Genomic DNA, 25449 nt, shown 5'->3' on the forward strand with positions numbered 1-25449 from the left:
CGGATGCGGATGATCTGCCATGACCGCCCGGCCGCGATCCATCCCGACCTGGCGCTGCTGCCCAGCACCTCGGGCAGCACCGGGCAGGGCCGCGGCGTGCGCCTGTCGCGGGATGCGCTCGCGGCCAATGCCGCCTCGATCGCAGAATATCTGGAGATCGGCGCGCAGGACCGCGCCGCGCTGGTGCTGCCGCTGCATTATTCCTATGGGCTGTCGGTGCTGCATTCGCATCTGGCGCGCGGCGCCAGCCTCTGGCTCGCGGGCGGCACCGTGCTCGATCCCGAGTTCCTGCCGGAGCTGGCCGCCTCCGGCGCGACCAGCCTGGCCGGGGTGCCGCATCATTTACGCATGCTCGAGACCGCGCTGGCAGGGACGGAGCTGCCCGGGACGCTGGACTGCCTGACCGTGGCCGGCGGCGCCATGCCGGCCCCTGCGCTGGCCCGACTCGGCTGCCCTCCGGTCCAGAGTGCCAACCGCAGCCGGGTCGGGCCTTGCTTCACCTGCCGGCCGCGCGGCGCAGGCGGAGGGCGTTCGTCAGCACGAAGACCGAGGACAGCGCCATCGCCCCCGCCGCCAGCATCGGCGACAGCAGCGTTCCGTTCGCCGGATAGAGCAGCCCCGCAGCCACCGGGATCAGCGCCACGTTGTAGCCGAAGGCCCAGGCCAGGTTCTGGCGGATGTTGCGCAGCGTCGCGCGGCTGACCTCGAACGCCGCGGGCACGCCGGCCAGGCTGCCGGACATCAGCACGACATCGGCGCTTTCGACCGCGACATCCGTGCCGGTCCCCAGCGCCACGCCGATATCGGCCGCCGCCAGCGCGGGCGCATCGTTGATGCCGTCGCCGACGAAGGCGGTGCGGCCCACGGTTCCGCCGCCGCACCGTCCGAGAGCGGCGCCGCCCGTCCCCCCAAGCTGCCGTCATCCGGTCCCGTCCCCTGCCTGGTCCTGCGACAGGCTGGCTGTCGCCAGTTCGACGATCTCGCCGGTGATCTCCTCCTGGCGCAGCCGCCGCGCCAGCCCGGTCAGCGCCTCCAGCGTCTCCGCCGTGTTGTCCCGCGCCGCCACCATGGCGCGCATCCGCGCCCCGTTCTCGGCGGCAAAGGACAGCATCACCGCTTCGGCCAGCTCGGCGAAGACATGCTCTTCGGCCAGCCGCTCCAAGAGGTCGCGCGGCGGCAGCGCGATCCGCGGCGGGATCGCCGAGGGGCGCAGCGGGAAGCGCGCATAATCGAAGGGCGCCAGCCGCTTGACCGCGATCTCCGGCACGCCGCCGGGGCGCGGATCGGCATGGACCAGCGTCACCGCATTTCGACCGCCACGAGGCCGCGCCGCTTCGGGAAGCGCGCCGCGAAGCGCACCGCGGCGGCGGCAAGCGCGGAATAGCTGGTGACGCGGCCCCGGAAGAGCAGCGCCGGGGCCTCCCCGAAGGCGCTGAGGGCATCGGACGTATGGAACATGGTTACCCGGATCTTGATGGCGGCGATCCGGGCTACAATATCAGAGCATTTTAGTCAAGCATAGGTGGAGCCATTGCGCGGCAAGTCGCCGATGGCGCGACTTCGTGGCCAGCCCGGAACGCGGAAGGCCCGCCGGTGGCGGGCCTTCGGGAACGGCGGACGCGATCCGGCGGGGATCAGGCGCAGGCGCCCGAGGCCATCGGCGCGCCGCGGATGCCCAGCTCCTCGGGGAATTCGGCCTTCAGCACCGTGCCGGTATCGGATTCGGTGATGAAGAGCGTGCGGAAAGCCTGCCTGCGCTGCGCGAGGAAGAGGCGATCGCCGCCGCCGTCCTCCAGCGCGCGCTGGTCGAACGGGACTCGCTGGCCGAACGCCGCCGCGCCGCCGAGGCCGAGATTGCCCGGCTCGATGCCCGGCTCGCCGAATATGCCGGCGAGGCCGAGCGCGAATCCGGCCTTTCGGAGGACGCCGAGGCGATGCAGGCGCGGCTCGTCGAGGAAGCCGAGGCGATCAAAGAGGCCGCCGAGGGCCATGACGAGAAGCTGGAGCTGGCCGCCGAACAGGCCGAGGAAGCCGCCGAGGCACTGGCCGAGCGCGAAGAGGCGATGCAGGTGCTGAACGAAGCCGTGGCGACACTGGCCGCGCGGCACCAGGCCGTCGCCAGCCTGGTCGCCGACAGCCGCAAGGTGCTGGACCGCGAGACCGCCGAGGCCGCCCGCGCCCGCCGTCGAGGATCACGCCGTTGCCGGGCCGCGAGCCGAAATCGAGCCCGGTGACCTCCGATCCGGAGCCGAGCGCCACCTGCGGGTCCGCCGCGGCGCTGACCACCGGGACGAAGGCCATGGCGCTGTCTTCCGCCGGTGCGGAGACCGTCAGCGCGGCGTTGCCCGCCCCGTCGGCAATCCCGGCCACCGCTGCGGCGATGCCCTCTAGGCTGCGGTAATTCAGGGCGATGCGGCCGTCCTCGTGGAGCTGCACCTGGAAGCTCGCCGATCCGCCGCCGCCATAGGGCGCGACATCGCGGTATTCGATCACCATCCGGGTGCCGCCCATGTCGCTCCAGGACCGCACCTGGCCGGCCGATGCGTCGAGATCGCTCCAGAGCGCGGCGATCATCGCGCCGGGCAGGCCGGGCCCGTCCAGCGCCCGCGGCTCTGCCGCGCCCGCAACCTCTGCCCGGCAACGGGCGCCGAAACCGCGGCCCGGCTGCCGGGCCCTGTGCGCCGCCGGGCCGCGGACCGGTTCGCGGTTTCTTCATCCCTCGGCCGCTAGGCTCGCACAGGCATGGGAGGCCGCCTTGGAGATCGTCTACCAGACCCGCTTTTCCTATCGCGGCCTGTCCGGCTGGCGCAGCCCGGCGGCGGGCGATCCGGTGCTGCTCTATGATGCGGAGCGGCTTGCGCACCGCTTCGCGCTGTTCGAGCGGATCACCCTGCCCTCGCTGCTGGCACAGGAAGACGCGGCTTTCCGACATGTCGTCCTGGCCGGATCCGGGATGCCGCGCCCCTGGCGGCTGCGGCTGCGGGCGCTCTGCCTCGACACGCTGGGAGCGGCCCGCGCCACGGTGATCTTCGCCCCGCCCGGCCGTGCCGCACGGCCCTTCAACCAGGCTTCCGGTTCATCCCGCATCGCCAGTTCTGCTTACCAAAAATGGCCCACTTGGAGCTCCCGATTCCGTGGCGCGGCTCACCGGAGCAGCCGCGCCGTCCTACCTATTTAAAGTTTGAGAATAGGTCGAGGGCGTTGCGCCCCCGATGCCTCTAATCATTGGCTTTACCCGATAGAACTCGTAATGGGCTCCAGCTATCCTGAGGGAAACTTCGGAGGGAACCAGCTACTAGATGGTTCGATTAGTCTTTCGCCCCTATACCCAAGTCAGACGAACGATTTGCACGTCAGTATCGCTTCGAGCCTCCACCAGAGTTTCCTCTGGCTTCGCCCCGCTCAGGCATAGTTCACCATCTTTCGGGTCCCGACAGGCGTGCTCCAACTCGAACCCTTCACAGAAGATCAGGGTCGGCCAGCGGTGCGGCCCGTGAGGGCCTCCTTACCTCGGCCTCGCGCAATCTCGGCCGCGCCGGGGTCGACCGGATTGCCGCCGCCAGTGCCGAGCTCGGCACGCAGTCGGATGCGGCCGGCCGGAAGATGTGGGCCGTCGCCGCTGCCAGCGGGCTGATGGTGGTGCTGGCCCCGGTGGCGCTCTACCTGCTGCTGGTCGGACCGCTCGGCAAGCTGATTGCCGCCACCGGACGGCTGGCGGAAGGCGACACCGCCGAGGTTCCGGCCTTCTCCCGCCATGGCGGCGAGATTTCCAAGCTGGCCGCAGCGCTGCAGGTGTTCCGGCAGAACCTCCTCGACGGCCGGCGCATGCAGGAAGAAGAACGGCTGCGGGCCGAACAGCAGCGCGAGGAAGACGCCCGCCGCGCCCTCGAAGACCGCGAGCGGGAGGCTGCGGACCGCGAGCGGGAGGCGGCGGCCGAGGCGGCGCTACGGGGCGGAGGCGCTGTCCTCCTGGCTGGCGGGCGATCCCGGTCCCGGCGACCGGCCCGAGCCGCAGGCCGAAATGGCGTTCGGCCATGGCTTCGGCGCCGAGACCAGCCCGTTCCGCCGCGGCGCCTCGATGATCAAGGTCTCGCCCGACGGGCGGTTCCTGGCGATCTCGGGCAGCGTCGGCACCCCGGCGCAGAGGCTCTACCTGATCGACATCGCGGCCTTCAACGGCGGCGGCGTGACGCCCGAAACAGCGCGGGTGGCGGATCTGGCGATGCCGGGAAGCGAGCGGCTGGCGGCACTCGACTGGTCGCTCGACGGCAGCTATCTCTACCTGCTCAGCCAGGAACCGGCGGGCGGCGGCACGGTCTTCCTGCGCCGCTTCGCGCTGACCGGCGACGGCAACGCGCTGGAGCGCGCGGGCCAGGGGGTCCGGCTCGCGTGCCGTCGGCAAAGGCGATCTCCTCGATCCGGGTGTCGCGCGGGCTGGCGGCGAAGAAGTTGCGCAGCGTGACGCGGTCCTCGCTGCCCGCGACGCCCAGCACCAGATCCGCGGGCCCGACGGAAAGCGCGCGGATGTCCTCCGGCGCGATCCCGGCGCCGAAGCGCAGCCGGTCGGGCGCCGTGCCGGAATTCTCCGAAACGTCCTCGATCGTGTCCTGCCCGTCGCCCGGGGCGAAGAAATTGGTGTCGCCGCCGCCATGGCCCAGGAGCAGGTCGTTGCCGGTGCCGCCGGTCAGGATGTCGTCGCCCGCGCCGGTCTCGATCCGGTCATTGCCGCCGCGGCCGAAAGCGTCGGTTCCCGCCCCCGCAGTGCTCGGGATCAGGATGCGGTCGTCGCCTCCGGTGCCCGGAATGCCGCGCGCCACCGCCGCCAGCGCCAGGCTGGGTGGTCGAGGGGGCAGGGGTCCGGCTCTATGCGCCCGACCTGCGCTCGCAGCGCGGCCGCCGCCAGGTGATGGGCCCGGAAGGCTGGGACATGGCCGAAGCGGTGGCCGCGCGCGCCCATGCGGGCGACGGCCACACCTTCCTGCTCTCCAGCGTGCCGCTTCTCGGGCCGCGCCTGTCCCTGCTGGAATTCGCGATGATGGCCGTGCCGCACATGCAGAAATACGAGGACGACCTGCGCGACCAGTGGCAGAGCCGGGCGCATCGCGGCGAATGGCGGCGGATGCTGGGACTGGCGCGCGACATGGCCGCGGCCGAGGGCCATGACATCACCGCCGTCTCGGGCGAGATCCACCTGGCCACCCGGGCGGTGATGGAGCTCGGCGGCGGGCGCGTGCTGAACCAGCTCGTCGCCTCGGGCATCGCCCATCGCGCGCCAGATCGCCGAGCCGCGGCAGCGCCGGGTCGGCCGGCAGGGCGGCGAAGGCCGCGCGGGCAGCCGGGTCCAGCTTCGACGGGTCGAGCACCGAGAAGGAGCCCAGCACGTCGATATCCTGCATGTGCGCCTGCACCTCCGGATCGAGCAGCAGGTTCGCCACGACCTGCGCGCCCTCGGGATGCGCGGCGTTGAAGGGGATGGCGACGAAACTGACATTGCCGATGCTGCCGGCCTCGGGGACGTGGATGCGCACGCTCGGCGGCAGCAGCCCGTCGCGGATCGCCGCGGCGGCCGAGGCCGGGTCGAAGGACATGGCCAGGTCGATCTCGCCGTCATTCAGCAGCTGTCTCTGCGCGAACTGGCTGGCCGGAAACGACGTGCCGCCGCGCCAGAGGTGCGGCCGCAGCGCGTCGTACCACTCCCAGAGCGGCGCCGCGGCGGCGCATGCCGCTCATCACCCAGGCCTGTTCGGACGCCGTGAGCCCGAGCCCGGCGGTCATCGCGTCGAGCGTGGTCAGCGGAGCGGTGAAGACCACCAGCGCCAGCATCGTTGCCAGCGCGACGATCGCCAGCGGAGCTTGGGGCGGGCGGTTGCCCGGGGCGGGAAGGGGGCGGGACGGTGCCATGGCTGTGGTCCTCCTGTCGGGCCCGCCGGGCGGGCTCAGCCTGCGGATTGGGGGCGGCGGACGAATCGCGCCCGGCCGGACACCCCGACAATAGCGCTTTGCAGATGCAGCATTAGGCCCGCGGCACGATTTCCGGTCATGACGCATTTTCATCAATCGGCCATCCTTGCAGAAAACGCATGGCGGTGATGCACCCTTGCGCGACCGGCGGTCCCGTGCGGCACCGGTCCGGCGTCCGGCGTCCGGCGTCCGGCGTCCGGCATCCCGCCGGCCGTCCGGCACCTGCCGGGGAGGCTGCCGGAGGCCGCTCCGGGTTGCGCTCTGGGCAGGCGCTGCGGCGCGCTGCCAGTCCCTGATGACGGAGGTCATCCAGCCGCCTCTTTTGCCGGTCATCGGGCTGGGCCCATGCTGCAAGCGGGACCCGGAACGGGCGGCAGGATCGCGCGGCCCGCTCACGGATGGGCGGGACTTGCCGACCGCGTCCGCCAACGGTCCCTTTGCCGGCGTCTGTCCGGGAAGGCCCGCGGGAAAGCAGGGGAGGAGCGCGTTGTCCTGCAGGTCCGCCGCGAGGGTCTTCTATGCGTTTTGCGGATCACGCCGCGCGGCCACGGCCGCGGATGGCGCGCAGGCCGGTGTTCCGCCGGACGGCGCCGCGCCGCAGGGCAGGCCGTTCAAGAAGGTTCTGCTCCAAGTTCGGTCCCCGATCGCGGATCATGGCTGCACCGGCGCGGTTCCGCCGGGTGCAGGGGCTGCCGCAGGGCGGGGCGCCGCGGCCTGCATCTCCCGCGCATGGATGCCCAGCAGCAGCAGGCCCGGCCAGAGCATGTAGGCCTCGATCTCGAGATTTTCGCCGAAGGACAGCAGCACGATGGTCATCACGCTCCCCAGGGGCAGCCTGCCGCGCGGGCCGCGCGCCGCATCGGCCAGCACCAGCGCGGTCTGCCACAAGAGCGGCACGAGCAGGGCGCAGAACCCGGCCACGCCCTTGACGAAGAGCAGGCCCCACCAGGTGTGATGGCTGCCGATCGGCATGTATTCGACCACATGCGCGCCGGGCTGCACCGTGCCGTGGCCGGTCCAGAAGGCCTCGGCCTGCCAGCGCTCTCCGGCGATGCGCTGCAGCGTCTCGCGGACCCGGGTGCTGTCGGCCCTCCGCGGCGCGGCCCGTGCCGACCATGATCGAAACCGGCGTCGCCAGCCCCATCGCGCAGGGACAGGCGACGATCAGCACCGCGACCCCCGCGACCAGCGCATGGCTCAGCCGCGGCTCCGGCCCGAAGAGCAGCCAGGCGGCGACCGTCAGCGCCGCAATCGCGAGGATCGCCGGGACGAACCACAGCGTCACCCGGTTGACCAGCGCCTGGATCGGCAGCCGTGCGCCCTGCGCCTCCTCGACCATGCCGATAATCCGGCTCAGCACCGTGTCGGCGCCGACCGCGGTGGCGCGGATGACCAGCGTGCCGGTGCCGTTCACCGTGCCGCCGGTGACCTTGGCGCCCAGGCCCTTCTCCACCGGCAGCGGCTCGCCGGTCAGCATCGCTTCGTCGACATGGCTCGCGCCCTCGGCTACCTCGCCGTCGACCGGCAGCCGCGCTCCACGGCGGGACCGGCACGGCCGCCGGGTCGACGTGCTTTCCGGCGCGTCGGAGATTGGCGCCGCCGCCGGAGGCGCGGACGGGCTGGCGGGCTATGGGTCCAAGGCCGCAGCCTGCCCTCCGGTCTCCGGCACCGGAACCATGCCCTGCAGCGCGGGCTCGGCTCGGATATGCGCCTCCATGTAGTCGCACAGCACCCGCGCCCGTTCCGACAACAGCCGCCCCGAGGGCCAGACCGCGAAGATCTCGCGCTCGGGCCCGCGCCAGTCCTGCAGCACATGCACCAGCCTTCCGGAGCGCACCGCATCGTCGATCTGCGCGACGGGCAGCAGCGCCAGCCCCAGCCCCGCCTCGGCCATATGCGCCCCGAGCCCGATATCGTCGAGCACCGTCGACGCCCGCAGCCCGGGGATTGCCTCGCGCCCGCCATCGAGCGGCCTGAGCAGCCAATGCCGCGCGGACCGTCGACGCGCGGTCACGGCCTGTCCGCGCAAAGGCTGGACGTGCGGAGAACCTGCGCCTCCTGTGCTGCCATGCGCAACGGCCTCCGAGGACGGCGGACGGCGCAAAGCAGCGCCTGCCCCGCCCCGGACGGGACTGCTGTCCTGCGCAGCCATCCGGGTCGGCGGCTGCGGGATCATTGGCCGCATCCGCAACGGCGGCAACGCGGCAGCCGTGCTGCAGACGGCAAGGCCCCCGATCCAATGGCGACTGAGCTTCGCCAACATTGCGGAAAGGCCGCACATGCGTCCTGATCGCCCGCCGGAGCCTCCGCCGCAACAACCGCTCCTCCACCGGACCGGATCGCGGGGCCCACCGAGATGGCGGTGCGGCCGCAACCCGGAAACTGCCCCCGGGGGCCGAAGCCCGACCGGGGCAGCAGCCGGTCAGGCGGCGGACGGCCAGGCGCGGGTCCGGGGCCGCAACGCGGTCACGCCGGTGCTGGAGACCGAAAGCGAAGGCCGCAGCGCCGCGCCGAACCTCTACGAGACCGATGCGGACTCCTACCTGCAGGACCACGCGCTCGGCGAAGAGGTCTTCGGCCCGCTGGGCCTCGTCATCCGCACCGGCACGGCGGAGCAGATGGTGGCGCTGGCCAAGGGCTTCGAGGGCCAGCTGACGGCGACGCTGCACATGGACGCGGGCGATGCCGGGCTGGCGCGGCAGCTCCTGCCGGTGCTCGAGCGCAAGGCCGGCCGGGTGATGGCCAACAACTTCCCGACGGGCGTCGAGGTCTGCGACGCGATGGTCCATGGCGGGCCCTATCCGGCCTCGACCAATTTCGGCGCCACCTCGGTCGGCACCCTCGCCATCCGCCGCTTCCTGCGCCCCGTCTGCTTCCAGACCCGACCGCCCGGCGGCTGCTGCGCGGCGGCCGCATCCGCGATGCCGGGCGGCTGCCGCGCTACCTGCTGGTCTTCCTGTTCGGCGCCGTGGCGCTCTGGGCGCCGGTCACGCTCTACCTGACGAAGATGCCGCCGAGCTACCGCTCCGGCCTGTCGCTGATCCTTCCGGGATCCGGCGCGGCGGCCTCGGTAAATCTCGACCGGATCGGCCAGGCCTCCTCCTCGGCCAGCTCGCCCTATGCCAGCAGTTCGGTCAGCCCGACCGAAACCTACAAGCGGCTGATCGGCGCCGAACGGATCCTCGCCGCGGCGGCGCAGTCGCTGGGGCTGGAGCCCGAGGAGTTCGGCAAGCCGCGGGTCGAGCTCGTGGACCTGACCGGGCTGATCCATGTCTCGATGACCGGCCCCAGCGCCGAGGCCGCCCGCGACCGCGCCGCGGCGCTGCTCGCCGCCGGGCTGAACGGCGCGAGGCCGTCCGGCCCCGCCACGCCGAACAGCGGACCCTCTGCCGGAAACGCCGCGCGCCGGTCCAGCCAGGACCGGAACACGGACGCCTCCTCCTCCGTCATGAGCGCGAAGGGCCGGACCCCGCGCCGCGCCCAGGCCGTCTTGTTGCCGCCGAAAGGCGTCCGGACAATGAACAGCACCGGATCCCGGTCCGTCCGTTCGAGATCCGTGGCCCGGGCCTTGCAGGCTTCCCCGATCCGCAGCCCGGCCCGCCATTGCAGGATCAGCAGCGCCTCGATCGCCAGGCGCTCGTCCGCGCCGAGGTCCGGATGGGTCCGGATGGCGCATCGGACGGCGAGGATCGCTGCGGCCGGAACGATCAGCGCCCGAACCCGCGTGGCGACGCCCTCCGCCTCGAACACCTCCGGCGGCACGGCGCCGGACACGCGGGAGCGGCACATCCCGTTCCGCGACAACGACCGGCCCGGCATCCTGCTGGCAGGCGCGCTGCGCGCCTATGCCAACCGCTGGGGCGTGACTGCGCAGCGCCGGGCCGCCGATCCGGTGGCGGTCTTCGCCGCCAATGATGACGGCCACCGCACCGCGCAGCAGCTTGCCGCGAAGGGCGTGCCGGTTCTGGGCGTGATCGACCCGCGCGAGGATGCGCCGAATTTCGGCGGCTACGAGACCTTCGCCGGGGCAACGGTTACCGGCACGAAGGGGCGGCACGGGCTGACCGCGATCCAGATCACCCGGAACGGCCGGTCGGACTGGCATGGCTGCGGCGTGCTGGGCGTCTCGGGCGGCTGGAACCCGAATGTGCATCTCGCCTCGCATCACCCGATCATGGGCAATGGCTGTCATGGCGCCTGATAGGCAGAGGCCGGTCCGAGTTCAAGTGCCCGCGTCCCCGGGCCCGGGCGGTTTTTCGCGGGGCGGGCCCGGGCCCTTCCGCCACGGCTGAGGAGCGCGGCTTCGACGCGCCGCTGGTCTGGGCGGCCGGGCAAGGCTGGCATCCGGGCGTGGTCGGCATCGTGGCGAGCCGCATGAAGGAGGCCACCAACCGCCCGTCGATCGTGATCGGGCTGGATGACGGGATCGGCAAGGGCTCGGGCCGCTCGGTTTCGGGGATCGACCTCGGCAGCGCCGTGCAGCGCGCCGCGATCGACGGGCTGCTGGTCAAGGGCGGCGGCCACAAGATGGCGGCGGGGCTCACCGTCGAGGAAGGCAAGCTGGAGGAGGCCATGGCGGCGATCTCCGAAGCGCTGGCGCGCCAGGGTGCCGCCGAGCTCGGGCCGAAGGACCTGACGCTCGACGGCGTGCTGATGCCCGCTGGCGCCACCGTCGATCTGGTCGGCGCGATCGAGGCGGCCGGTCCCTTCGGCGCGGGCGCCCCTGCACCGCGCTTCGCCTTTCCCTCGGTGCGCATCCAGAGCGCGCGCCAGGTCGGCGAAGGCCATCTGCGCGTCACCGCCACCGATGGGCACAGCCGGATCGACGGCATCGCCTTCGGCGCCTTCGACACCGATCTGGGCCGTTTCGTCTGCGAAAGGCAGGGCATGACTGCCCATTTGGCGGGCCGCCTGGACCTCAATACCTGGAACGGCCGCACCACCGTGCAGCTCCGTCTGGAGGACGCTGCGGAAGGCTGAAAAAACGCAAGATATCCACAGCTTTCCTGTTGCGCTGCCCCGGCTCTTTTTCTAAATAGCCCCTCACGCAAGCACGGTCCGTTCGTCTATCGGTTAGGACGCCAGGTTTTCAACCTGGAAAGAGGGGTTCGATTCCCCTACGGACTGCCACTTGCGGGCGCTGCCACCAGGCTGCGGTCCGTTCGTCTATCGGTTAGGACGCCAGGCTTTCAACCTGGAAAGAGGGGTTCGATTCCCCTACGGACTGCCATCTGGGGCGCCGCCACGAAGCTGCGGTCCGTTCGTCTATCGGGTAGGACGCCAGGTTTTCATCCTTGAAAGAGGGGTTCGATTCCCCTACGGACTGCCACTTCCTCCCTTCCCGGAAATGTGCCCCTCATCCCGCAGCAGGCCAGCCGTTACGTGCTGCATGCGGTCCATCCGCTGCCGCGTTCCTGCCTGCGGATATGGAAAGGCCCCGCCTTGCGGCAGGGCCTTCGCGTCATTTCAGCAGGGCCGACCATGCCGGATCCGAGGCCGAGCCCGGCGTCGGCACGCGCTGCAGGTTGCGCCCGGTGATGTCGACCGAATAGATCTGCGCCGCGCCGCCCGAGCCGGGGGTCTCGCGGGTGAACATCAGCACCCGGCCGTTCGGCGACCAGGTCGGCGCCTCGTCGAGGAAGGCCGCGGTCAGCAGCCGCTCTTCCGAGCCGTCGGGACGCATCACGCCGATATGGAACCGGCCCTGGTTCTGCTTGGTGAAGGCGATGTAGTCGCCCTTCGGCGACCAGACAGGCGTGCCGTAGCGCCCGGCGCCGAAGCTGATCCTCTTCGGCTCGCCGCCGCCCGCGGGCATGACATAGAGCTGCGGCGCCCCGGAGCGGTCGCTCTCGAAGACGATGCGGCTGCCGTCGGGCGAAAAGCTCGGCGCCGTCTCGATCGAGGCGGCATCGGTCAGCCGGGTGCGGCTGCGCGAGCCGAGATCGAGCTTGTAGAGGTCGGTATTGCCGCCCTGCTCGAAGGAGAACAGGATCGACCGCCCGTCCGGCGCATAGCGCGGCGAGAAGGCCATGGACCCCGGCTGGTCGTCGATCGCGGTGACGCTCAGCGAGTTCAGGTTCATCTCGTAGATATGCGGGAAGCCCGAGGAATAGGAGGTGTAGAGCACCCGGTCGTTGTCGCGCGAAATCCGCGGCGCGATCACCAGCGCGCGCCCGTCAGTCAGGTACTTCACGTTGGCGCCGTCCTGGTCCATCACGGCAAGCCGCTTGACCCGCGCATCCTTCGGCCCGGATTCAGACACGAAGACCACCCGGCTGTCGAAATACGGCCCCTCGCCGGTGATCCGGCTGTAGATCGCGTCCGCAACCTTGTGGGCGATGCGCCGCCAGCCCTCGGGGCTGCCGTTGAACTGCAGCCCCTCGCCGAGCTGCTGCTCGGAGAAGATGTCGAACAGCCGGAACTTCACCGAGATGGAATTGCCGCTGTAGTCGAGCTCGCCGGTGACCAGCGCCTGGGCGTTGATCGTCTTCCAGTCGGCATAGGCGACCGGACTGTCGAAATTGGTGACCGGCGAGATGAAGGCATCGCGGCTGATCGTGCGGAACAGCCCGGTGCCCTCCAGATCGTTGCGGATCACGCCCAGCATGTCCTGGGCCATGGTCTGGCCCTGCATGGAGGAGGTGACGAAATCCGACAGCGCGATCGGCACCGGCTCGATCACGCCGTCGGTGATCTCGATCCGGAGCGGTCCGCGCGGGGCATCCTGCGCGGCGGCAAGGGCCGGCAGCCCCAGGCACAGGGCGGCGAGGCAGGCAGTGGTGAGGCGTCTCATCGGAGGCGCATCCTTTCGGGGTTGAAGACCAGTTCGATCTGACGCCACTGGTCGTATTTGTCCACTGGCAAGGGATAGCCGGTGCGCTGGCATTGCAGGATTGCCCGCCGCGCGACCTCATAGGCCTGCTCGGCGGCGCTGCCGGTGCCTCCGGAATAGTCGGCCATGCGCATCGAGGCGGCAACCGGCTTGCCGTCCGGCGCCATCTCCATCGCCACCGTCACGGTCACCTGCGCGGCCTCGGTCGAGAGCGCGTTGAAGTTCCAGCATTGCGACACGGCCACCATGAAGGCGTCGCGCTCGGAGCCGGTCATCGGCGGGCCGGAGCGCGGCTGCGCCTGCGGCGCGGGCGTGGTCTGCGCCTCGGTCAGAGCCTCGGCAATGGCATCGGCGATCGGGTCCGCAGGCGCGGGGATCGCCGCGACGGCGCGGCGGGCGGCGACCTCGACGGCGACCACGTCCATGCCGTCCACCGCCTGCCCGGCAATGCCGTAGCCCGCCACCTTGCGGGCGATGTCGGTTTCCGCCTCGGTCCGCTCCAGCGCCGAGCCCATCGCATAGCCGTTGTTCTCGCAGACGAAGAGCACCGGCAGCTGCCAGAGCGCGGCGAGGTTCACCGCTTCGTGGAACTCGCCCTCGGCCACCGCCCCCTCGCCGAAGAAGCAGGCGGTCACCGCGTCCCGGCCCTGCATCCGGTCGGCCAGCGCCAGCCCTGCCGCCAGGGGCAGCCCGCCGCCGACGATGGCATTGCCGCCGTAGAATTTCGCCGCCGCGTCGAAGAGATGCATCGAGCCGCCGCGCCCGCCCGAGCAGCCCTCCGCCTTGCCGAACATCTCGGCCATCACCGCGGTCATCGGCAGCCCGCGCACCAGCGCATGGCCGTGCTCGCGATAGGTGGCGACCACCCGGTCGCGCGGCTCCAGCACCGGGATCACCCCCGCCGCCACTGCCTCCTCGCCGTCATAGAGATGCAGGAAGCCGCGGATCTTCTGCTGCGTATAGAGCTCGGCGCAGGCATCCTCGAACTTGCGGATGCGGATCATCTGGCCGAGCAGCCCCAGCACATGGGCGCGGTCGAGTTTCGGCTTGGCGGTCGCGGTCATGACTCGTCGGTCTCCAGCGTCGAGATGTCCCCCTCGGGCAGGCCCAGCTCGCGCGCCTTGAGGAGCCGCCGCATGATCTTGCCCGAGCGCGTCTTCGGCAGGCTCTGCCGGAAGGCCAGCTCGCGCGGCGCGACTGCCGGACCGAGCACGCGCCGGGCATGGCCGCGCAGCTCGCGCTCCAGCGCCTCCGAAGGCGCATAGCCGGGGTTGAGCGTGACATAGGCCTTCACCGCCTCGCCCGCGGCCGGATCGGGAATGCCGATCACCGCCGCCTCGGCCACCGCCGGATGCGCAACGAGCGCGCTTTCCGCCTCGAAGGGGCCGATGAGGTGGCCCGCGCTCTTGATCAGGTCATCGGCGCGGCCGACGAACCAGAAATACCCGTCGGCATCGCGCATCGCCAGATCGCCGCTGAGATACCAGCCATCGGCAAAGCATTTCGCATAGCGCGCCTCCTCGTGCAGATAGGCCCGCATCATCGACGGCCAGCCGGGACGCAGCGCCAGCTCGCCGGTCTCGCCCGGGCCCAGCTCGCGCAGGTGCCCGCCCTCTCGGGCGACGATCCCCGCCTCGATCCCCGGCAGCTGCTTGCCCATCGAGCCCGGGCGCAGCTCCATGCCGGGACGGTTGGCGATCATGATCCCGCCGGTCTCGGTCTGCCACCAATTGTCGTGGAACGGCCGTCCGAAGACCTTTTGCGACCAGATCACCGCCTCGGGGTTCAGCGGCTCGCCGACGCTGGCGAGGAAGCGCAGCGACGAGAAGTCGTGCCCCTCGGCGGCTGCCGCGCCCGCGCGCATCATCATGCGGATCGCGGTCGGCGCCGAGTACCACACCTCCACCCGCTCGCGCGCGATGGTCGCGTACCAGCGCCCGAGGTCGAACTCCGCCTCGTCGACGATCATCCGCACCCGGTTCGCCAGCGGCGAGATGATCCCGTAGGACGTGCCCGTCACCCAGCCGGGATCCGCCGTGCACCAATAGACCCTGCCGGGTGCCAGCCCCAGCGCTTCGCGGCCGGACCGGACATGATAGCGCACGGCGGCATGGACATGGACCGCGCCCTTGGGCCGCCCGGTCGTGCCGGAGGTGAAATGCACCAGCGCCGGATCCTCCGGAGCGGTCGCCGCGGCCGGGCGGTCCGGCGACGCCGCCTCCAGCGCCCCATGCCGAGGAGCCGGGCCACCGCGTCGCCGCCAATCAGCGCCGCGGCGCGGTCATTGACGAAGAGCATCGCGGCGCCGTCGATCGCGTAGCCGAGGCTGTCGATCCCGCCGGAAAAGGTCGACGGCTCCAGATCCAGCGACCAGCCCGCGCCGCGGCGGCGGGCCTCCGCGATCAGCGCACGCGCAGCCGGGCCGTAGATCGCGGTATGGACATGACCGATGCCGTCCCAGCCGATCAGCGCCAGGTCTTCCTCGGCGGGATAGAGCGAGATGCCGGGATAGAGCAGCAGGCGCTTCTCGCCATGCGGCTCGATCATGGTCACGACCCGGCAGATCGAGCCCTCGCGCCGCGCGAGAATCGGCGCGACGCCAGCCGCAGCCAGGGCGGCGGCGGCGGTTCCGGAGAGCGCATCGGTCCCGGCCGCGCCGAGAAAGCAGCTCTCCGCTCCGGCGCGCGCCGCCGCGACGGCGGCGTTGCAGGCGACGCCGCCCGGGCCTTCGAGATAGCCGTCGGCATGGACCTTCTCGTCCGGGCCGGGGATGGCCGGGGTCAGGAAGGACATGTCCCAGCTGACATCGCCTGCGAAAAGTATCCGGTGCATTGCATCTCCTTTTGATGCTTCATTTGATCTATTGTCATGCCATTTGTGTCAAGGGAGAGGCGGTGTTCGGGCGAGGTCGCGATGACGCCCGTTTTCCGGAATCGCTTTATGTGGCCAAATTATGTGCGGATAATTCCAGATATGATCGCAAAATAATCAAAGATGGGCGCAAGGGTCCCCTAGGTTGTGCGGCGCCTCCGCAGTGCATTTGTAATGATAATTTGACTGTTCCCGCCAGCCGCGCGCCGGATGGGGCGCCCGAAGGCAGCCGGATTGCGGTGTCCGGCTAGCCGTCGAGGTCGGGCAGCGCCCGCCAGTTCCGGCGGCCGCCGAGCACGCGGTAGATGGAGATGCCCTCCGCCTCGATGCGGTAGAGGATGACATGCTGGCCGCTGGGATGGATGCGGATCGCGGGGCTGAATTCGCGGTGCTCCCGGCCGATCTCGGGCATGGCCGCGATCGTGTCGAAACTGGCGGCGAGCGCATCGATATAGCGCTCGGCCTGCGCCTCCGACCAGGTGCGCGCGGAATAGAGCCAAATGTCTTCCAGATCGGCCGCGGCCGCGGGCGCAAGCCGGTAGCCGGACATCTCAGTCCGCGGCGCCGCGCCCGCGCATCCGGGTCTTGAAGGCGCCGAAATCGAAGGGCTGCGGCGCGCCGCTGGCCAGCGCCTCGTCCAGCGCCTGCTGGATCTCGCCGATCGCTTCGCTGCGCTCTTGGTCGCGGCGGATCAGGTGGCGGACGTAATCGCTGGTATTGGCGAACTTGCCGTCCTTCATCCGGGTCTCGACCCAGTCCTTCATCGTGTCGGGCAGCGAGACATTCATGGTCGCCATGGCAGGGTCCTCCATGGGCCGACTCTAGGGCAGCCGTTCCGCTGCCGTCAACGCCGTTGGCAAAGATTGGCAAGACACCCCCGCCGCGGCCCCGACCGCGGCGGGGGCGGGATCAAGCGGGCTCGGCCTGCCGCGCGGGCAGCGGAAAGCCGTTGCGGCCGGGGAATTCCGGCGCCAGCCGCCTTGCGCCCGGCATCTTCAGCCAGAGCCGCAGCAGCTTGCGCCGCTCCTCCGGGGCGTCATGGTCCTGGAAGGCATTGCGCGAATGCAGCACCGCGTAATTGTTGGCGAATTGCAGGTCGCCGGGTTCCAGCATCATGTCGAGCCGCAGATCGGGCCGGGAGATCACGCTGTCGAAAATGTCGAGCGCCTCGATCTCCACCTGCGAGAGCGGCGCGCCCATGATCTCGTGGCCCAGCTCGGCATATTGGCGCAGGTAGCGGCAGCTCAGCTTGCCCTCGTGCAAGCTGAAGATCGGCGACAGGCTGGGCTGGTCCTCGCAGAGATGGGCGAAATGCCAGCGCTTGTAGAACAGGCCCAGGTGATGCGGATGGCTGGCCAGGATCTCGTTGTGGATCGCCGCGGCGCTGACCAGGCTGCTCAGCCCGCCGGACCGCGCCTTGCGGATCGACAGCAGTCCGACCACGTCGGACGGATCGGAGTGATAGGGCAGGTAGAGATTGGTCTCGTAGACGCGGGTCTCCTTCTTCGCGGCATCGCCGACATGCATCACCTGGCCGATCAGGTCGCCGCGGGGATTCTGGCCGACCGGCTGCCCCAAGTGCAGGCCTATGCCGTAGTAGAGCGTCTCGATCTGCGCGTCGGAATAGCGCTCGACCGGCAGGCCGCGCAGCAGGCAGAAGCCGCGACCGTCCTCGAGATCGCGCGCGCAGGCAGCCAGCACCGGCTCCAGGGGGCCGAGCGGGAAATCCGCCGCGGCGAAATCCGGCATCTGCAGCCCGCGCGCCTCGAGCCCGGCAAGCGCCGCGTCGATGGCGTCGATGTCGGCAGCGGAGAGCACGCGCAGCCAGCTGTCGTCATGGTCGAAATCGGCGCCCTTCCAGGCTGCGGGGGCGGGGATCGGCCGGGTCATCATCATCGTGGCGGAGGGATCGCGGGTCATGGGGGCTCCTGTCGTGGCAAGGCGGTGGCGGCGGGGAGGACCGGGGTCGGCGAATCTCCATACCATAAGGTACAGACATGACGGATCGGCGGTGCCGTCAATCCCTGTTGCAAGGCGCGGCACTGCGGATGCGGCGGCGGGATTGAGACTGCCTGCGATTTCAGCGAAACAGGGCGCAGCTCCGGAAGGCGGGGGCAGGGGGCGGGGAATGGCTGAGATGGCAGGTCCGGAGAAGGCAGCGGCTGCGGCGGGGCGTGGCACCGGGCGCGTCAAGGAGGACCGCCTGTCGCGCGGCGACTGGCTGGAGGCCGGCATGGCGATCCTGGCCCGGTCCGGTCCGGGCGGGCTGCGGATCGCGCAGGTCTGCGAGGTGGTCGAGGCGAGCAAGGGCAGCTTCTACTGGCATTTCCGCGACCGCCGGGATTTCCTGGTCGGGCTGTTCGGGCATTGGCGGCAGCGCGAGACCTCGGCGCTGATCGCCCGCACCGAGGCGGCCCATGACAGCCCGCGCGACCGGCTCTGGCATGTGATCCAGTTCGTGACCCTCGGCAGCTACGATGTCGGCTGCGAGGTGGCGATGCGGCAATGGGGGCAGGGCGATCCCGATGTCCGCGACGCGCTGGCCGAGGTCGATGCCGAGCGGCTGGAGTTCTTCGCCCGGCAGTTCCGCGACAGCGGCTTCGCCCCGGAGGAGGCCCGGCTGCGCGCGCTCTCGGTCTATTCGCTGACGCTGAGCTGCGGCTACATGCTGACCGGCGAGACCCCCGCGGAGCTGGAGGCGCGGCTGCGGACCAGCCTCGACATGCTGCTCGCACGGCGGGACTGATCCCCGGCAGGCGGCATTCATGAGCCGCGCTCACGATGGTGATCGGAATTCACTGGAAGCGGCGGGCCATGATGCCAGATAGAGTGCTCCGATCCCCGCCGCAGGTTCCGCGGCCGCTGTTCCGTGAAGGTATCCCTTGTCCCTCTTCCAGTTCATTTCCGTCGTTCCCGGCCTCTATGTCGTGCTGCGCCTGCTCTGGCCGATGCGGCTGCCGCTTCCGGCTTTCCTCGCGCTGGCCCTGGTGGTGCTCGTCGTCTCGCAGCACCGGCTGATCACCATCTGGCTCTGGGGCAGCATGATGTCCCCGGAATGGCCGCGCGCCGTCGCCATCGCGGTGAACTGGATCTACGGCGCCATCGTGATCGGCGCGGTGGCGGCGCTGCTCCTCGATCTGGGCACGCTTCTGGCCTCGGCCCTGCGCTGGCACTGGAGCCCGGTCTCCCCGGGCGTGCGGACCGGCGCCGGGGTGCTGGCGCTGGCGGTCTCGGCCTGGGGCGTGTCCCAGGCGATCCGGGTGCCGCCGCTGAAGGAGATCGAGATCGCGCTGCCGGGGCTGGCGCCGGGCTTCGACGGGTTCCGCGTGCTGCACCTGACCGACCTGCATCTGAGCCGGATGTTCCAGCGCCCCTGGGCGGAACGGACCGTGGCGGCGGCGCAGGCCCAGGGGGCGGACCTGATCCTGGTGACCGGCGACCTGATCGACGGCACGATCCCGGACCGGCGCGAGGCGGTCGCGCCGCTCGCCGGGCTGTCGGCGCCGCATGGCGTCTATGTCACCTCCGGCAACCACGAATACTATTTCGGCCATGACGGCTGGATGGCGCATTACGCGTCGCTGGGGATGACCGAATTGGCCAACGGCCATGTCGTGCTGGAGCGGGACGGCGGGCAGCTGGTCGTCGCCGGGGTGCCGGATGCGCAAGCGCGGCGCTCGGGCGGGCAGGGGCCGGATGTCGCCGCGGCGCTGATGGTCTGCGCGCGGCGGCCGAGGCGCTCGGCGATCTCGGTCTGGCGGCGGCGGCGGTCGATCTGCCCGCGGCAGAGGACGAAGCGGCCGGGCAGGCGGCGTTCTGGCATGTGCCCGGCAAGGGCCGCGCCTGGGTCGATTTCCAGAACGACGTGACGGTGAAGGACGTCAAGCTGGCGCATCAGGAAAACATGCGTCCGGTCGAGCACCTTAAGCGCTGGACCACGCTCGGCATGGCGACCGATCAGGGCAAGACCGCCAATGTCACCGCGCTTGCGGTGATGGCCGAGCTGGCCGGGCAGTCGATTCCCGAAACCGGCACCACGATCTTCCGTCCGCCCTACACGCCGGTCTCGCTCGGCGTGCTCGGCGGCGGCGACAGCGGCNCGCGATTTCCGCCCCGTGCGGCTGACGCCGACGCATCGCTGGGCCGAGGCGCAGGGCGCGGTGTTCACCGAGGTCGGCCCCTGGATGCGGGCGCAGTACTTCCCGCGCCCCGGGGAAACCCACTGGCGCGAGACCGTCGACCGCGAAGCCAGGGCCGTGCGCTCGGCGGTCGGGCTCTGCGACGTGACCACGCTGGGCAAGATCGACGTGCAGGGCGCCGATGCCGGGGAGTTCCTCGACCGGATCTACTGCAACGCCATGGCTTCGCTGAAGGTCGGGCGGGTGCGCTACGGGCTGATGCTGCGCGAGGACGGCCATGCCTGGGATGACGGCACCTGCGCGCGGATGGGCGAGACGCATTACATCGTCACCACCACCACCGCGAATGCCGGGCCGGTCTACCGCCACATGGAATTCGCCCGCCAGTGCCTCTGGCCCGAGCTCGACGTGACGCTGATCTCGACGACCGATGCCTGGGCGCAGATCGCCGTCGCCGGACCCCGGTCGCGCGCGCTGCTGTCGCGGATCGCCGATGGCGCCGACCTGTCGAACGACGCCTTCCCGTTCATGGCCTGCGGCGCGATCACCATCTGCGGCGGGCTCAGGGCGCGGCTCTTCCGGATCTCGTTTTCGGGCGAGCTGGCCTACGAGATTGCGGTGCCTGCGCGCTATGGCCATGCGCTGATGGAGCGGCTTATGGCCGAAGGCGCCGATCTGGGCGTGACGCCCTACGGCACCGAGGCGCTCGGCGTGCTCCGGATCGAGAAGGGCCATGCCGCCGGCTGCCGGGTGATCGGCGGCATCCTGGCGGAGGAGGCGCGGCGGCGCGCAGGCTGAGCGCGGCGTGGCCGATGACGGCGCGGCGCGCCCGACCGCCAGCGCGCAAGGCCCGACCGCGGGCACCGTGTTCCTCGATGCCGACGGGGCGGGCATTGCCGCGGGCGATCTCGTGCATGTCGTGAATGGCGGGGATGACGAGTACGGCTGGATTGCCGCCGTTGCCCAGAGGGTCAGCATTGCTGACCCTCTATCCGAAACCCACGCTGCGGGCACTGCCTTGATACCCGCCCAGGTTGTCCTGGGCATCCATGCCATGTGGCCGGGGGATTGGGGGGATGACCTGCGCGTGACCGTCGAGCGGACGCCGATTCTCGAAACGTCCTCCGTCGGGCTGGCCTCGGCCGGGACCTCGACCCTGACCCTGGCCGCCGCCTTCGGCCTGTTCCCTGGCTCGGTGATCGAGGCGGGGGGCAGGCTCCTGACGGTTGCGGAGGCCGAGACCGACAGCGGCGTCGTCACGCTGGCGGCACCGCTCGGCGCCGACATCCCGGACGGCACGCTAGTCGCCAGCGTAGAATACCTGCTGCTGGTCGAGCGGATCGGGGCCGACGGCAAGGTGGCCGAGGACGAGGTCTTCGACCGGCTGGCGCTGGCGCCGGGGCATCCGCGCTACATCGGCAACATCGTCGGGCTCTGGGATGCCGGAACCGGCACGCCGAGCGAGAGCGGCGGCTCGGTGCTGGTGCGGATCGAGGACACGACCACCGAGGCGACGCGCCGCCTGCCGCTGGTCACCGGCGTGACCCGTTTCCTCGACGGCGGCACCGATGATGCCGGAAATGTCACCGATGCCAGCTATGTCGGGCTCTCGGCGCTCGATCCCGGCGACCGCACCGGCATCCAGGCGATGGAGAACCGCGCCGACATCTCGATCTGCGCGGTGCCGGGCCAGGTCTCGGTCACGGTGCAGAAGGCGCTGATCGCGCATTGCAACAAGATGGCCTACCGCTTCGCCGTGCTCGACACGCCGCTGGGCTCGGGGCTGGAGGCGGCCAAGACCCACCGGCAGAATTTCGACACGACCCGCGCGGCGGTCTACTATCCCGGCCTCGTCATCGCCGACGCCTTCGGCGCGCCGGGCGACAGGCGGGTGATCGCGCCGTCGGGACATGTGGCCGGGATCTACGCCCGCACCGACATCGCCCGCGGGGTCCACAAGGCCCCCGCCAACGAGGTGGTCCGCGGCATCCTCGGCTTCGAGACCGTGCTGTCGAAGGGCGAGCAGGACGTGCTGAACCCGGTCGCGGTCAACTGCTTCCGCGACTTCCGCGCCGAGTTCCGCGGCCTGCGCCTCTACGGCGCGCGGGTGGCGACTTCGGATCCGGAATGGAAATACGTCAACGTCCGGCGGCTCCTGCTGTTCATCGAGAACTCGCTCGATACCGGGCTGCAATGGGCGGTGTTCGAACCCAATTCCGAACCGCTCTGGGCCAGCGTGAAACAGTCGGTCTCGAACTTCCTGACCACCGTCTGGCGTTCCGGCGCGCTCGAGGGCACGACCCCCGAAGAGGCCTTCTTCGTCAATATCGGCTATGACGTGACCATGACGCAGGACGACATCGACAACGGGCGGATGATCGTCGAGATCGGCGTCGCCCCGGTCAAGCCTGCCGAATTCGTCATCGTCCGCATCAGCCAGAAAACCCGCGAGGCGACCTCCTGAGGGGGGCCGTAGCCAAGGAGACATCCCATGCGCAACGATCCCTATGCCCAGTACAATTTCCTTCTGGAGATCGACGGGCTCACCTCCGCGGGCTTCACCGAGGTCGGCGGCATCACCATGGAAAGCGAGATCATCGAGTACCGCGAGGGCTCGGAGGCCGCGCGCGCCCGCAAGCTGCCCGGCATGTTGAAATTCGGCAACATCACGCTGAAGCGCGGCTACACGCAGAACCGCGAGCTCTGGGAATGGCGCAAGACCACGCTCCGGGGCATGACCGAACGCAAGGCCGGGGCGATCATCCTGCTCGACGAGGCGCGCGAGCCGCAGCTGCGCTGGGAATTCCGCGAGGGCTGGATCTCGAAATACGAGGGTCCGGCGCTCAATTCCACGGCGAACGAGGCGGCGATCGAGTCGATCGAGATCGTCGTCGAGGAAGTCGAGCTGGTGGACTGACGCCATGACCGCCGACCGGCCGGAGTTCCGCGCATGACCAGCCTCCTGACCCCCGGGCTCTACCGCCAGCCGGTGGAGCCGGTCCGCCCCGTCGGCAGCCTCGCCCGCGGCGACATCGCGGTGTTCCTGGGCTATGCGCTGCGCGGCCCGGTCGGCGTGCCGGTGCGCATCCACTCGGCCCGCCAGTTCGCGGAGATCTTCGGACCGGCGCCCCTTCACGGCTTCCTCTGGCATGCGGTGAAGGGCTTTTTCGAGACCGGCGGTGCGGCGGCCTATGTCCTGCGGGTCGCGACCCCCGCTGCGCAGCCCGCCGAGGTGCTCCTTGGCAGCGGCCCGCCTGACCCGCGAGCCGCTGGAGCTGCCGGCCTGCCGCGCGCTGCGCCTGCAGGCGCTGGCCCGCGCCGACGAGGGCTTCCTGCTGTCGCTCGCCTATTCGACCCAGCGCGGCTATGCGCGCAACCATGCCTTCGTCGGCGAGCTGCGCATCGGAAAGGTCGCGGTCGAGATGGACATCCCCGAACTGGGCTTCGCGGTCGAGATTGGCGAGGTGACGCTGACCGAATGCGAGACGGTGAACCAGTTCAAGGGCTCGAAGACCGCGCCGCCGCAATTCACCCGCGGCTACGGTCTGGTCTTCGGCCAGACCGAGCGCAAGGCGATCGCGATGGCGCTGGTCGACCGCGCGCTGCGCTGGCAGGAGCTGGGCGAGGAGTTCACCGGTGCCCCGGCCCAAGATGCGGAATTCGTGCTGAGCCATGCCGACAACGTGCAGGCCACCGGGTTTCTCGAGCATATCAAGCTGCCGCATTACGTGGATTTCCAGTCGGAACTGGAGCTGGTCCGCAAGCTGCGCGCGGAAGCGGAGGCAGGCGCATGACCTGCACCGCAGGAGCCCCCCTCACCCCAACCCTCTCCCCGGCGGGGAGAGGGAGCCGTCCAGCTTGCCGCCCGTCCGCGTTAATCTTCCGTTTGCCAATCTTGCCGAACCTCCGGTCGTCCAGCGGCCTCCCTCTCCCCGCCGGGGAGAGGGCCGGGGTGAGGGGAAAGCGGCAAGTGAAAAACCATCCCGTCGACATCCACAATGCGCGCATCCAGCGGCAGGCGGCATCCCCGGCCGAAGCCTGGCTGTGGGAGCGGCTGCGGTCGCGCCGGTTCCACGGCCTCAGGTTCCGCCGCCAGCCCGTGCTGCGCGGCCTCAGTGCCAGCTTCGCCTGCCCGGAGCGCCGGACCGTGCTCCAGATCGACAGCCCCGACCCTCGGACCGAAGCCGCATTCGCCCGCCTCGGGATCGCCACGCTCCACCTCACCGAAGCCGAAATCCTGGAGGCTCCGGACGCCGCCCTGGACCGGATCGCGCGAAAGCTCCTGCCATGACCGATGCCGCCTACAATTTCGCCTATCTCGACGAGCAGACCAAGCGGATGATCCGCCGCGCCATTCTCAAGGCGCTCGCCATTCCGGGCTACCAGGTGCCCTTCGCCAGCCGCGAGATGCCGATGCCCTATGGCTGGGGCACCGGCGGCGTGCAGCTCTCGGCCGCCGTGCTGCTGCCCGAAGACCGCTTCAAGGTCATCGACCAGGGGGCGGACGACACCACCAACGCCGTCTCGATCCGCAAGTTCTTCGAGCGCACCGCAGGCGTCGCCACCACCACCCGCACCGCGGACGCGACCGTGATCCAGACCCGCCACCGCATCCCCGAGACGCCGCTGGCCGAAGGCCAGATCCTCGTCTACCAGGTGCCCATTCCCGAACCCCTGCGCTTCCTCGAGCCGCGCGAGACCGAGACGCGGCGGATGCATGCGCTCGGCGATTACGGGCTGATGCATGTGAAGCTCTACGAGGACATCGCCCGCCACGGCCATGTCGCCACCGCCTATGCCTATCCGGTGATGGTGGAGGGCCGCTATGTCATGGACCCGTCGCCGATCCCGAAATTCGACAATCCCAAGCTGTCCGGCTGTCCGGCGATCCAGCTCTTCGGTGCCGGGCGCGAGCAGCGCATCCACGCCCTGCCCCCCTATGCCGAGGTGGTCAGCCTCGATTTCGAAGACCATCCGTTCGAGGCCTCGAAGCCCGACCATCCCTGCGCGCTCTGCGGCGCGACGGAAAGCTATCTCGACGAGGTGATCACCGACGACCGCGGCTCCCGCATGTTCGTCTGCTCGGATACCGATTATTGCACGTCCCGCCGCGACGCAGCCTTGGAGGCCGCCCAATGACCCCGATCCTGTCGGTCCGCGCCCTCGCCAAATCCTACGGGCCCCGGCTCGGCTGCCGCGGCGTCTCCTTCGATCTCTGGCCCGGCGAGGTCATGGGCATCGTCGGCGAGAGCGGCTCGGGCAAGTCGACGCTGCTCGGCTGCCTTGCCGGCCATCTGGCGGCGGATGAAGGCCAGGTGATCTTCCACACGCGCGATCTCGGTCCGCGCGACGTGCTGGCCATGGCCGAGCCCGAGCGGCGGGCGCTGTCGCGCAGCGACTGGGCCTTCGTCCACCAGCATGCCCGCGACGGGCTGCGCATGGGCGTCTCGGCGGGCGGCAATGTCGGCGAACGGCTGATGCCGCGGGTCCCCCGGCGGGAGCGCAGGCGGGCGGCGGCCCGGCAAGCTGGTGCCTGTGATGTCTTACGTCCGGGCGGCGGCTGCCGCAATCTCCACGATGCGTCCGGCGCAAGTTTCCGGAGCGAAACCGCGGGTTTGCCTAGCGATGCGTCACGCCATTGTGACC

The 25449-nt window shown here is 70.4% G+C and carries 21 protein-coding genes, 3 tRNA genes, 13 pseudogenes and 1 other annotated feature; of the genes and pseudogenes, 19 read left to right on the forward strand and 18 right to left on the reverse strand.

Translation table 11 applies throughout. The annotated features are described in order from the left end of the window. Window positions 1-9 precede the first annotated feature (9 nt). A pseudogene (locus tag C7T91_RS00800) lies at window positions 10-384 on the forward strand (AMP-binding protein); the annotation flags it as partial. 112 nt (window positions 385-496) lie between these two features. Here C7T91_RS00800 and C7T91_RS38935 read toward each other — a convergent pair. From C7T91_RS38935 to C7T91_RS32025, 3 genes and pseudogenes are all read right to left on the reverse strand, one after another. Further along, a pseudogene (locus C7T91_RS38935) lies at window positions 497-859 on the reverse strand (HAD-IC family P-type ATPase); the annotation flags it as partial. A 60-nt stretch (window positions 860-919) separates the two neighbouring features. Further along, a complete protein-coding gene (locus C7T91_RS38940; RefSeq protein WP_108257612.1) occupies window positions 920-1303 on the reverse strand; it encodes a F0F1 ATP synthase subunit gamma in 384 nt (127 codons plus the stop codon). After that, a complete protein-coding gene (locus C7T91_RS32025) occupies window positions 1300-1458 on the reverse strand; it encodes a hypothetical protein (protein ID WP_161555671.1) in 159 nt (52 codons plus the stop codon). The genes C7T91_RS38940 and C7T91_RS32025 overlap by 4 nt, the downstream gene beginning before the upstream one ends. A gap of 104 nt (window positions 1459-1562) precedes the next feature. Here C7T91_RS32025 and C7T91_RS33150 point away from each other — a divergent pair, with 104 nt between their 5' ends. The 3 genes and pseudogenes from C7T91_RS33150 to C7T91_RS38945 all read left to right on the forward strand — a co-directional run. Beyond that, window positions 1563-2234, forward strand: a complete 672-nt coding sequence (locus C7T91_RS33150) for a hypothetical protein (RefSeq protein WP_201741924.1) — start codon at window positions 1563-1565, stop codon at window positions 2232-2234. A 275-nt stretch (window positions 2235-2509) separates the two neighbouring features. Further along, a pseudogene (locus C7T91_RS33155) lies at window positions 2510-2995 on the forward strand (glycosyltransferase); the annotation flags it as partial. 7 nt (window positions 2996-3002) lie between these two features. After that, window positions 3003-3478, reverse strand: a sequence feature (23S ribosomal RNA rRNA prediction is too short). 155 nt (window positions 3479-3633) lie between these two features. After that, a pseudogene (locus C7T91_RS38945) lies at window positions 3634-3753 on the forward strand (hypothetical protein); the annotation flags it as partial. 192 nt (window positions 3754-3945) lie between these two features. On the opposite strand, the gene C7T91_RS38950 reads toward C7T91_RS38945, so the two are convergent. The 8 genes and pseudogenes from C7T91_RS38950 to C7T91_RS32045 all read right to left on the reverse strand — a co-directional run bounded on the left by C7T91_RS38950 (window position 3946) and on the right by C7T91_RS32045 (window position 7975). Continuing rightward, window positions 3946-4134: a hypothetical protein gene (locus C7T91_RS38950; RefSeq protein WP_108257615.1), complete on the reverse strand. Its 189-nt coding sequence runs from the start codon at window positions 4132-4134 to the stop codon at window positions 3946-3948. A 152-nt stretch (window positions 4135-4286) separates the two neighbouring features. Further along, complete coding sequence (locus tag C7T91_RS38955; RefSeq protein ID WP_161555673.1) at window positions 4287-4817, reverse strand: calcium-binding protein; 531 nt, start codon at window positions 4815-4817, stop codon at window positions 4287-4289. Then, the gene (locus tag C7T91_RS38960; protein WP_108257617.1) at window positions 4772-5161 is read right to left on the reverse strand and encodes a hypothetical protein; all 390 of its coding nucleotides are present in this window, start codon (window positions 5159-5161) and stop codon (window positions 4772-4774) included. Before C7T91_RS38960 ends, C7T91_RS38955 begins: the two co-directional genes overlap by 46 nt. A 4-nt stretch (window positions 5162-5165) precedes the next feature. Further along, complete coding sequence (locus C7T91_RS38965) at window positions 5166-5588, reverse strand: hypothetical protein (RefSeq protein WP_407943239.1); 423 nt, start codon at window positions 5586-5588, stop codon at window positions 5166-5168. 19 nt (window positions 5589-5607) lie between these two features. Continuing rightward, entirely contained in the window at window positions 5608-5901 is a 294-nt protein-coding gene (locus tag C7T91_RS00855) for a hypothetical protein (protein WP_108257619.1), read from the reverse strand. A 711-nt stretch (window positions 5902-6612) separates the two neighbouring features. After that, window positions 6613-7053 (reverse strand): annotated as a pseudogene (locus C7T91_RS34385) (O-antigen ligase domain-containing protein); the annotation flags it as partial. Beyond that, a pseudogene (locus tag C7T91_RS34390) lies at window positions 7052-7504 on the reverse strand (HAD-IC family P-type ATPase); the annotation flags it as partial. The pseudogenes C7T91_RS34390 and C7T91_RS34385, both read right to left, overlap by 2 nt. Window positions 7505-7588: 84 nt before the next feature. Then, the gene (locus tag C7T91_RS32045; protein ID WP_161555674.1) at window positions 7589-7975 is read right to left on the reverse strand and encodes a LysR substrate-binding domain-containing protein; all 387 of its coding nucleotides are present in this window, start codon (window positions 7973-7975) and stop codon (window positions 7589-7591) included. A 418-nt stretch (window positions 7976-8393) separates the two neighbouring features. On the opposite strand from C7T91_RS32045, the pseudogene C7T91_RS00870 reads away from it, so the two are divergent. The 6 genes and pseudogenes from C7T91_RS00870 to C7T91_RS00895 form a co-directional block, all read left to right on the forward strand. Continuing rightward, window positions 8394-8849: pseudogene (locus C7T91_RS00870) on the forward strand (aldehyde dehydrogenase (NADP(+))); the annotation flags it as partial. A gap of 80 nt (window positions 8850-8929) precedes the next feature. Continuing rightward, complete coding sequence (locus tag C7T91_RS38970) at window positions 8930-10162, forward strand: hypothetical protein (protein ID WP_201741925.1); 1233 nt, start codon at window positions 8930-8932, stop codon at window positions 10160-10162. Window positions 10163-10248: 86 nt separating this feature from the next. Next, a pseudogene (locus C7T91_RS00880) lies at window positions 10249-10941 on the forward strand (DHHA1 domain-containing protein); the annotation flags it as partial. A gap of 75 nt (window positions 10942-11016) precedes the next feature. Beyond that, a tRNA-Glu gene (locus C7T91_RS00885) sits at window positions 11017-11091 on the forward strand. 25 nt (window positions 11092-11116) lie between these two features. Beyond that, window positions 11117-11191, forward strand: a tRNA-Glu gene (locus tag C7T91_RS00890). Between the two features lie 24 nt (window positions 11192-11215). Continuing rightward, window positions 11216-11290: transfer RNA gene (locus C7T91_RS00895), tRNA-Glu, on the forward strand. Between the two features lie 132 nt (window positions 11291-11422). Here the strand turns inward: C7T91_RS00895 and tolB are convergent. The 7 genes and pseudogenes from tolB to C7T91_RS00930 form a co-directional block, all read right to left on the reverse strand. Beyond that, entirely contained in the window at window positions 11423-12754 is a 1332-nt protein-coding gene (gene tolB, locus C7T91_RS00900; protein ID WP_108257622.1) for a Tol-Pal system beta propeller repeat protein TolB, read from the reverse strand. Next, the gene (locus tag C7T91_RS00905; RefSeq protein ID WP_108257623.1) at window positions 12751-13857 is read right to left on the reverse strand and encodes a thiamine pyrophosphate-dependent enzyme; all 1107 of its coding nucleotides are present in this window, start codon (window positions 13855-13857) and stop codon (window positions 12751-12753) included. The genes tolB and C7T91_RS00905 overlap by 4 nt, the downstream gene beginning before the upstream one ends. After that, complete coding sequence (locus C7T91_RS00910) at window positions 13854-14957, reverse strand: AMP-binding protein (RefSeq protein ID WP_236637903.1); 1104 nt, start codon at window positions 14955-14957, stop codon at window positions 13854-13856. Before C7T91_RS00910 ends, C7T91_RS00905 begins: the two co-directional genes overlap by 4 nt. Window positions 14958-15286: 329 nt before the next feature. Then, a pseudogene (locus tag C7T91_RS34400) lies at window positions 15287-15625 on the reverse strand (PfkB family carbohydrate kinase); the annotation flags it as partial. A 286-nt stretch (window positions 15626-15911) separates the two neighbouring features. Then, complete coding sequence (locus C7T91_RS00920) at window positions 15912-16214, reverse strand: type II toxin-antitoxin system RelE/ParE family toxin (protein ID WP_108257626.1); 303 nt, start codon at window positions 16212-16214, stop codon at window positions 15912-15914. Between the two features lies 1 nt (window position 16215). Further along, the gene (locus tag C7T91_RS00925; RefSeq protein ID WP_108258435.1) at window positions 16216-16461 is read right to left on the reverse strand and encodes a type II toxin-antitoxin system ParD family antitoxin; all 246 of its coding nucleotides are present in this window, start codon (window positions 16459-16461) and stop codon (window positions 16216-16218) included. Window positions 16462-16573: 112 nt separating this feature from the next. Continuing rightward, window positions 16574-17584 carry a TauD/TfdA family dioxygenase gene (locus tag C7T91_RS00930; RefSeq protein WP_201741926.1) on the reverse strand — a complete coding sequence of 337 codons (1011 nt, stop codon included), beginning with the start codon at window positions 17582-17584 and terminating at the stop codon, window positions 16574-16576. Between the two features lie 208 nt (window positions 17585-17792). Here C7T91_RS00930 and C7T91_RS32050 point away from each other — a divergent pair, with 208 nt between their 5' ends. From C7T91_RS32050 to C7T91_RS34410, 9 genes and pseudogenes are all read left to right on the forward strand, one after another. Next, complete coding sequence (locus C7T91_RS32050; protein ID WP_161555675.1) at window positions 17793-18410, forward strand: TetR/AcrR family transcriptional regulator; 618 nt, start codon at window positions 17793-17795, stop codon at window positions 18408-18410. A 298-nt stretch (window positions 18411-18708) separates the two neighbouring features. Beyond that, window positions 18709-19236: pseudogene (locus tag C7T91_RS37670) on the forward strand (metallophosphoesterase); the annotation flags it as partial. 68 nt (window positions 19237-19304) lie between these two features. Beyond that, a pseudogene (locus C7T91_RS00945) lies at window positions 19305-20562 on the forward strand (sarcosine oxidase subunit alpha); the annotation flags it as partial. A 46-nt stretch (window positions 20563-20608) separates the two neighbouring features. Continuing rightward, window positions 20609-22267, forward strand: a complete 1659-nt coding sequence (locus C7T91_RS00950; RefSeq protein ID WP_108257628.1) for a phage tail sheath family protein — start codon at window positions 20609-20611, stop codon at window positions 22265-22267. A 27-nt stretch (window positions 22268-22294) separates the two neighbouring features. Further along, window positions 22295-22720, forward strand: a complete 426-nt coding sequence (locus C7T91_RS00955; RefSeq protein ID WP_108257629.1) for a phage tail protein — start codon at window positions 22295-22297, stop codon at window positions 22718-22720. 334 nt (window positions 22721-23054) lie between these two features. Continuing rightward, window positions 23055-23597: pseudogene (locus tag C7T91_RS00960) on the forward strand (carbon-phosphorus lyase complex subunit PhnI); the annotation flags it as partial. Between the two features lie 176 nt (window positions 23598-23773). Then, complete coding sequence (locus C7T91_RS32055; protein WP_161555676.1) at window positions 23774-24094, forward strand: endonuclease domain-containing protein; 321 nt, start codon at window positions 23774-23776, stop codon at window positions 24092-24094. Then, complete coding sequence (locus C7T91_RS00970; protein ID WP_108257631.1) at window positions 24091-24942, forward strand: alpha-D-ribose 1-methylphosphonate 5-phosphate C-P-lyase PhnJ; 852 nt, start codon at window positions 24091-24093, stop codon at window positions 24940-24942. Before C7T91_RS32055 ends, C7T91_RS00970 begins: the two co-directional genes overlap by 4 nt. Continuing rightward, window positions 24939-25283 (forward strand): annotated as a pseudogene (locus tag C7T91_RS34410) (ATP-binding cassette domain-containing protein); the annotation flags it as partial. The gene C7T91_RS00970 and the pseudogene C7T91_RS34410, both read left to right, overlap by 4 nt. Window positions 25284-25449: the final 166 nt, after the last annotated feature.

Source organism: Mangrovicoccus ximenensis (assembly GCF_003056725.1).
GTDB classification, from domain to species: domain Bacteria; phylum Pseudomonadota; class Alphaproteobacteria; order Rhodobacterales; family Rhodobacteraceae; genus Mangrovicoccus; species Mangrovicoccus ximenensis.

Excerpts from the sequence above, each read along its gene's own strand:
- C7T91_RS32025 (WP_161555671.1), bottom strand. The coding sequence starts at position 1,458 with ATGTTCCATACGTCCGATGCCCTCAGCGCCTTCGGGGAGGCCCCGGCG.
- C7T91_RS00930 (WP_201741926.1), bottom strand. The coding sequence starts at position 17,584 with ATGACCCGCGATCCCTCCGCCACGATGATGATGACCCGGCCGATCCCC.
- C7T91_RS00925 (WP_108258435.1), bottom strand. The coding sequence starts at position 16,461 with ATGGCGACCATGAATGTCTCGCTGCCCGACACGATGAAGGACTGGGTC.
- C7T91_RS38965 (WP_407943239.1), bottom strand. The coding sequence starts at position 5,588 with ATGTCCTTCGACCCGGCCTCGGCCGCCGCGGCGATCCGCGACGGGCTG.
- C7T91_RS00855 (WP_108257619.1), bottom strand. The coding sequence starts at position 5,901 with ATGGCACCGTCCCGCCCCCTTCCCGCCCCGGGCAACCGCCCGCCCCAA.
- C7T91_RS00905 (WP_108257623.1), bottom strand. The coding sequence starts at position 13,857 with ATGACCGCGACCGCCAAGCCGAAACTCGACCGCGCCCATGTGCTGGGG.
- C7T91_RS00970 (WP_108257631.1), top strand. The coding sequence starts at position 24,091 with ATGACCGATGCCGCCTACAATTTCGCCTATCTCGACGAGCAGACCAAG.
- C7T91_RS00920 (WP_108257626.1), bottom strand. The coding sequence starts at position 16,214 with ATGTCCGGCTACCGGCTTGCGCCCGCGGCCGCGGCCGATCTGGAAGAC.
- C7T91_RS38960 (WP_108257617.1), bottom strand. The coding sequence starts at position 5,161 with ATGGCCCTCGGCCGCGGCCATGTCGCGCGCCAGTCCCAGCATCCGCCG.
- tolB (WP_108257622.1), bottom strand. The coding sequence starts at position 12,754 with ATGAGACGCCTCACCACTGCCTGCCTCGCCGCCCTGTGCCTGGGGCTG.
- C7T91_RS32050 (WP_161555675.1), top strand. The coding sequence starts at position 17,793 with ATGGCTGAGATGGCAGGTCCGGAGAAGGCAGCGGCTGCGGCGGGGCGT.
- C7T91_RS00955 (WP_108257629.1), top strand. The coding sequence starts at position 22,295 with ATGCGCAACGATCCCTATGCCCAGTACAATTTCCTTCTGGAGATCGAC.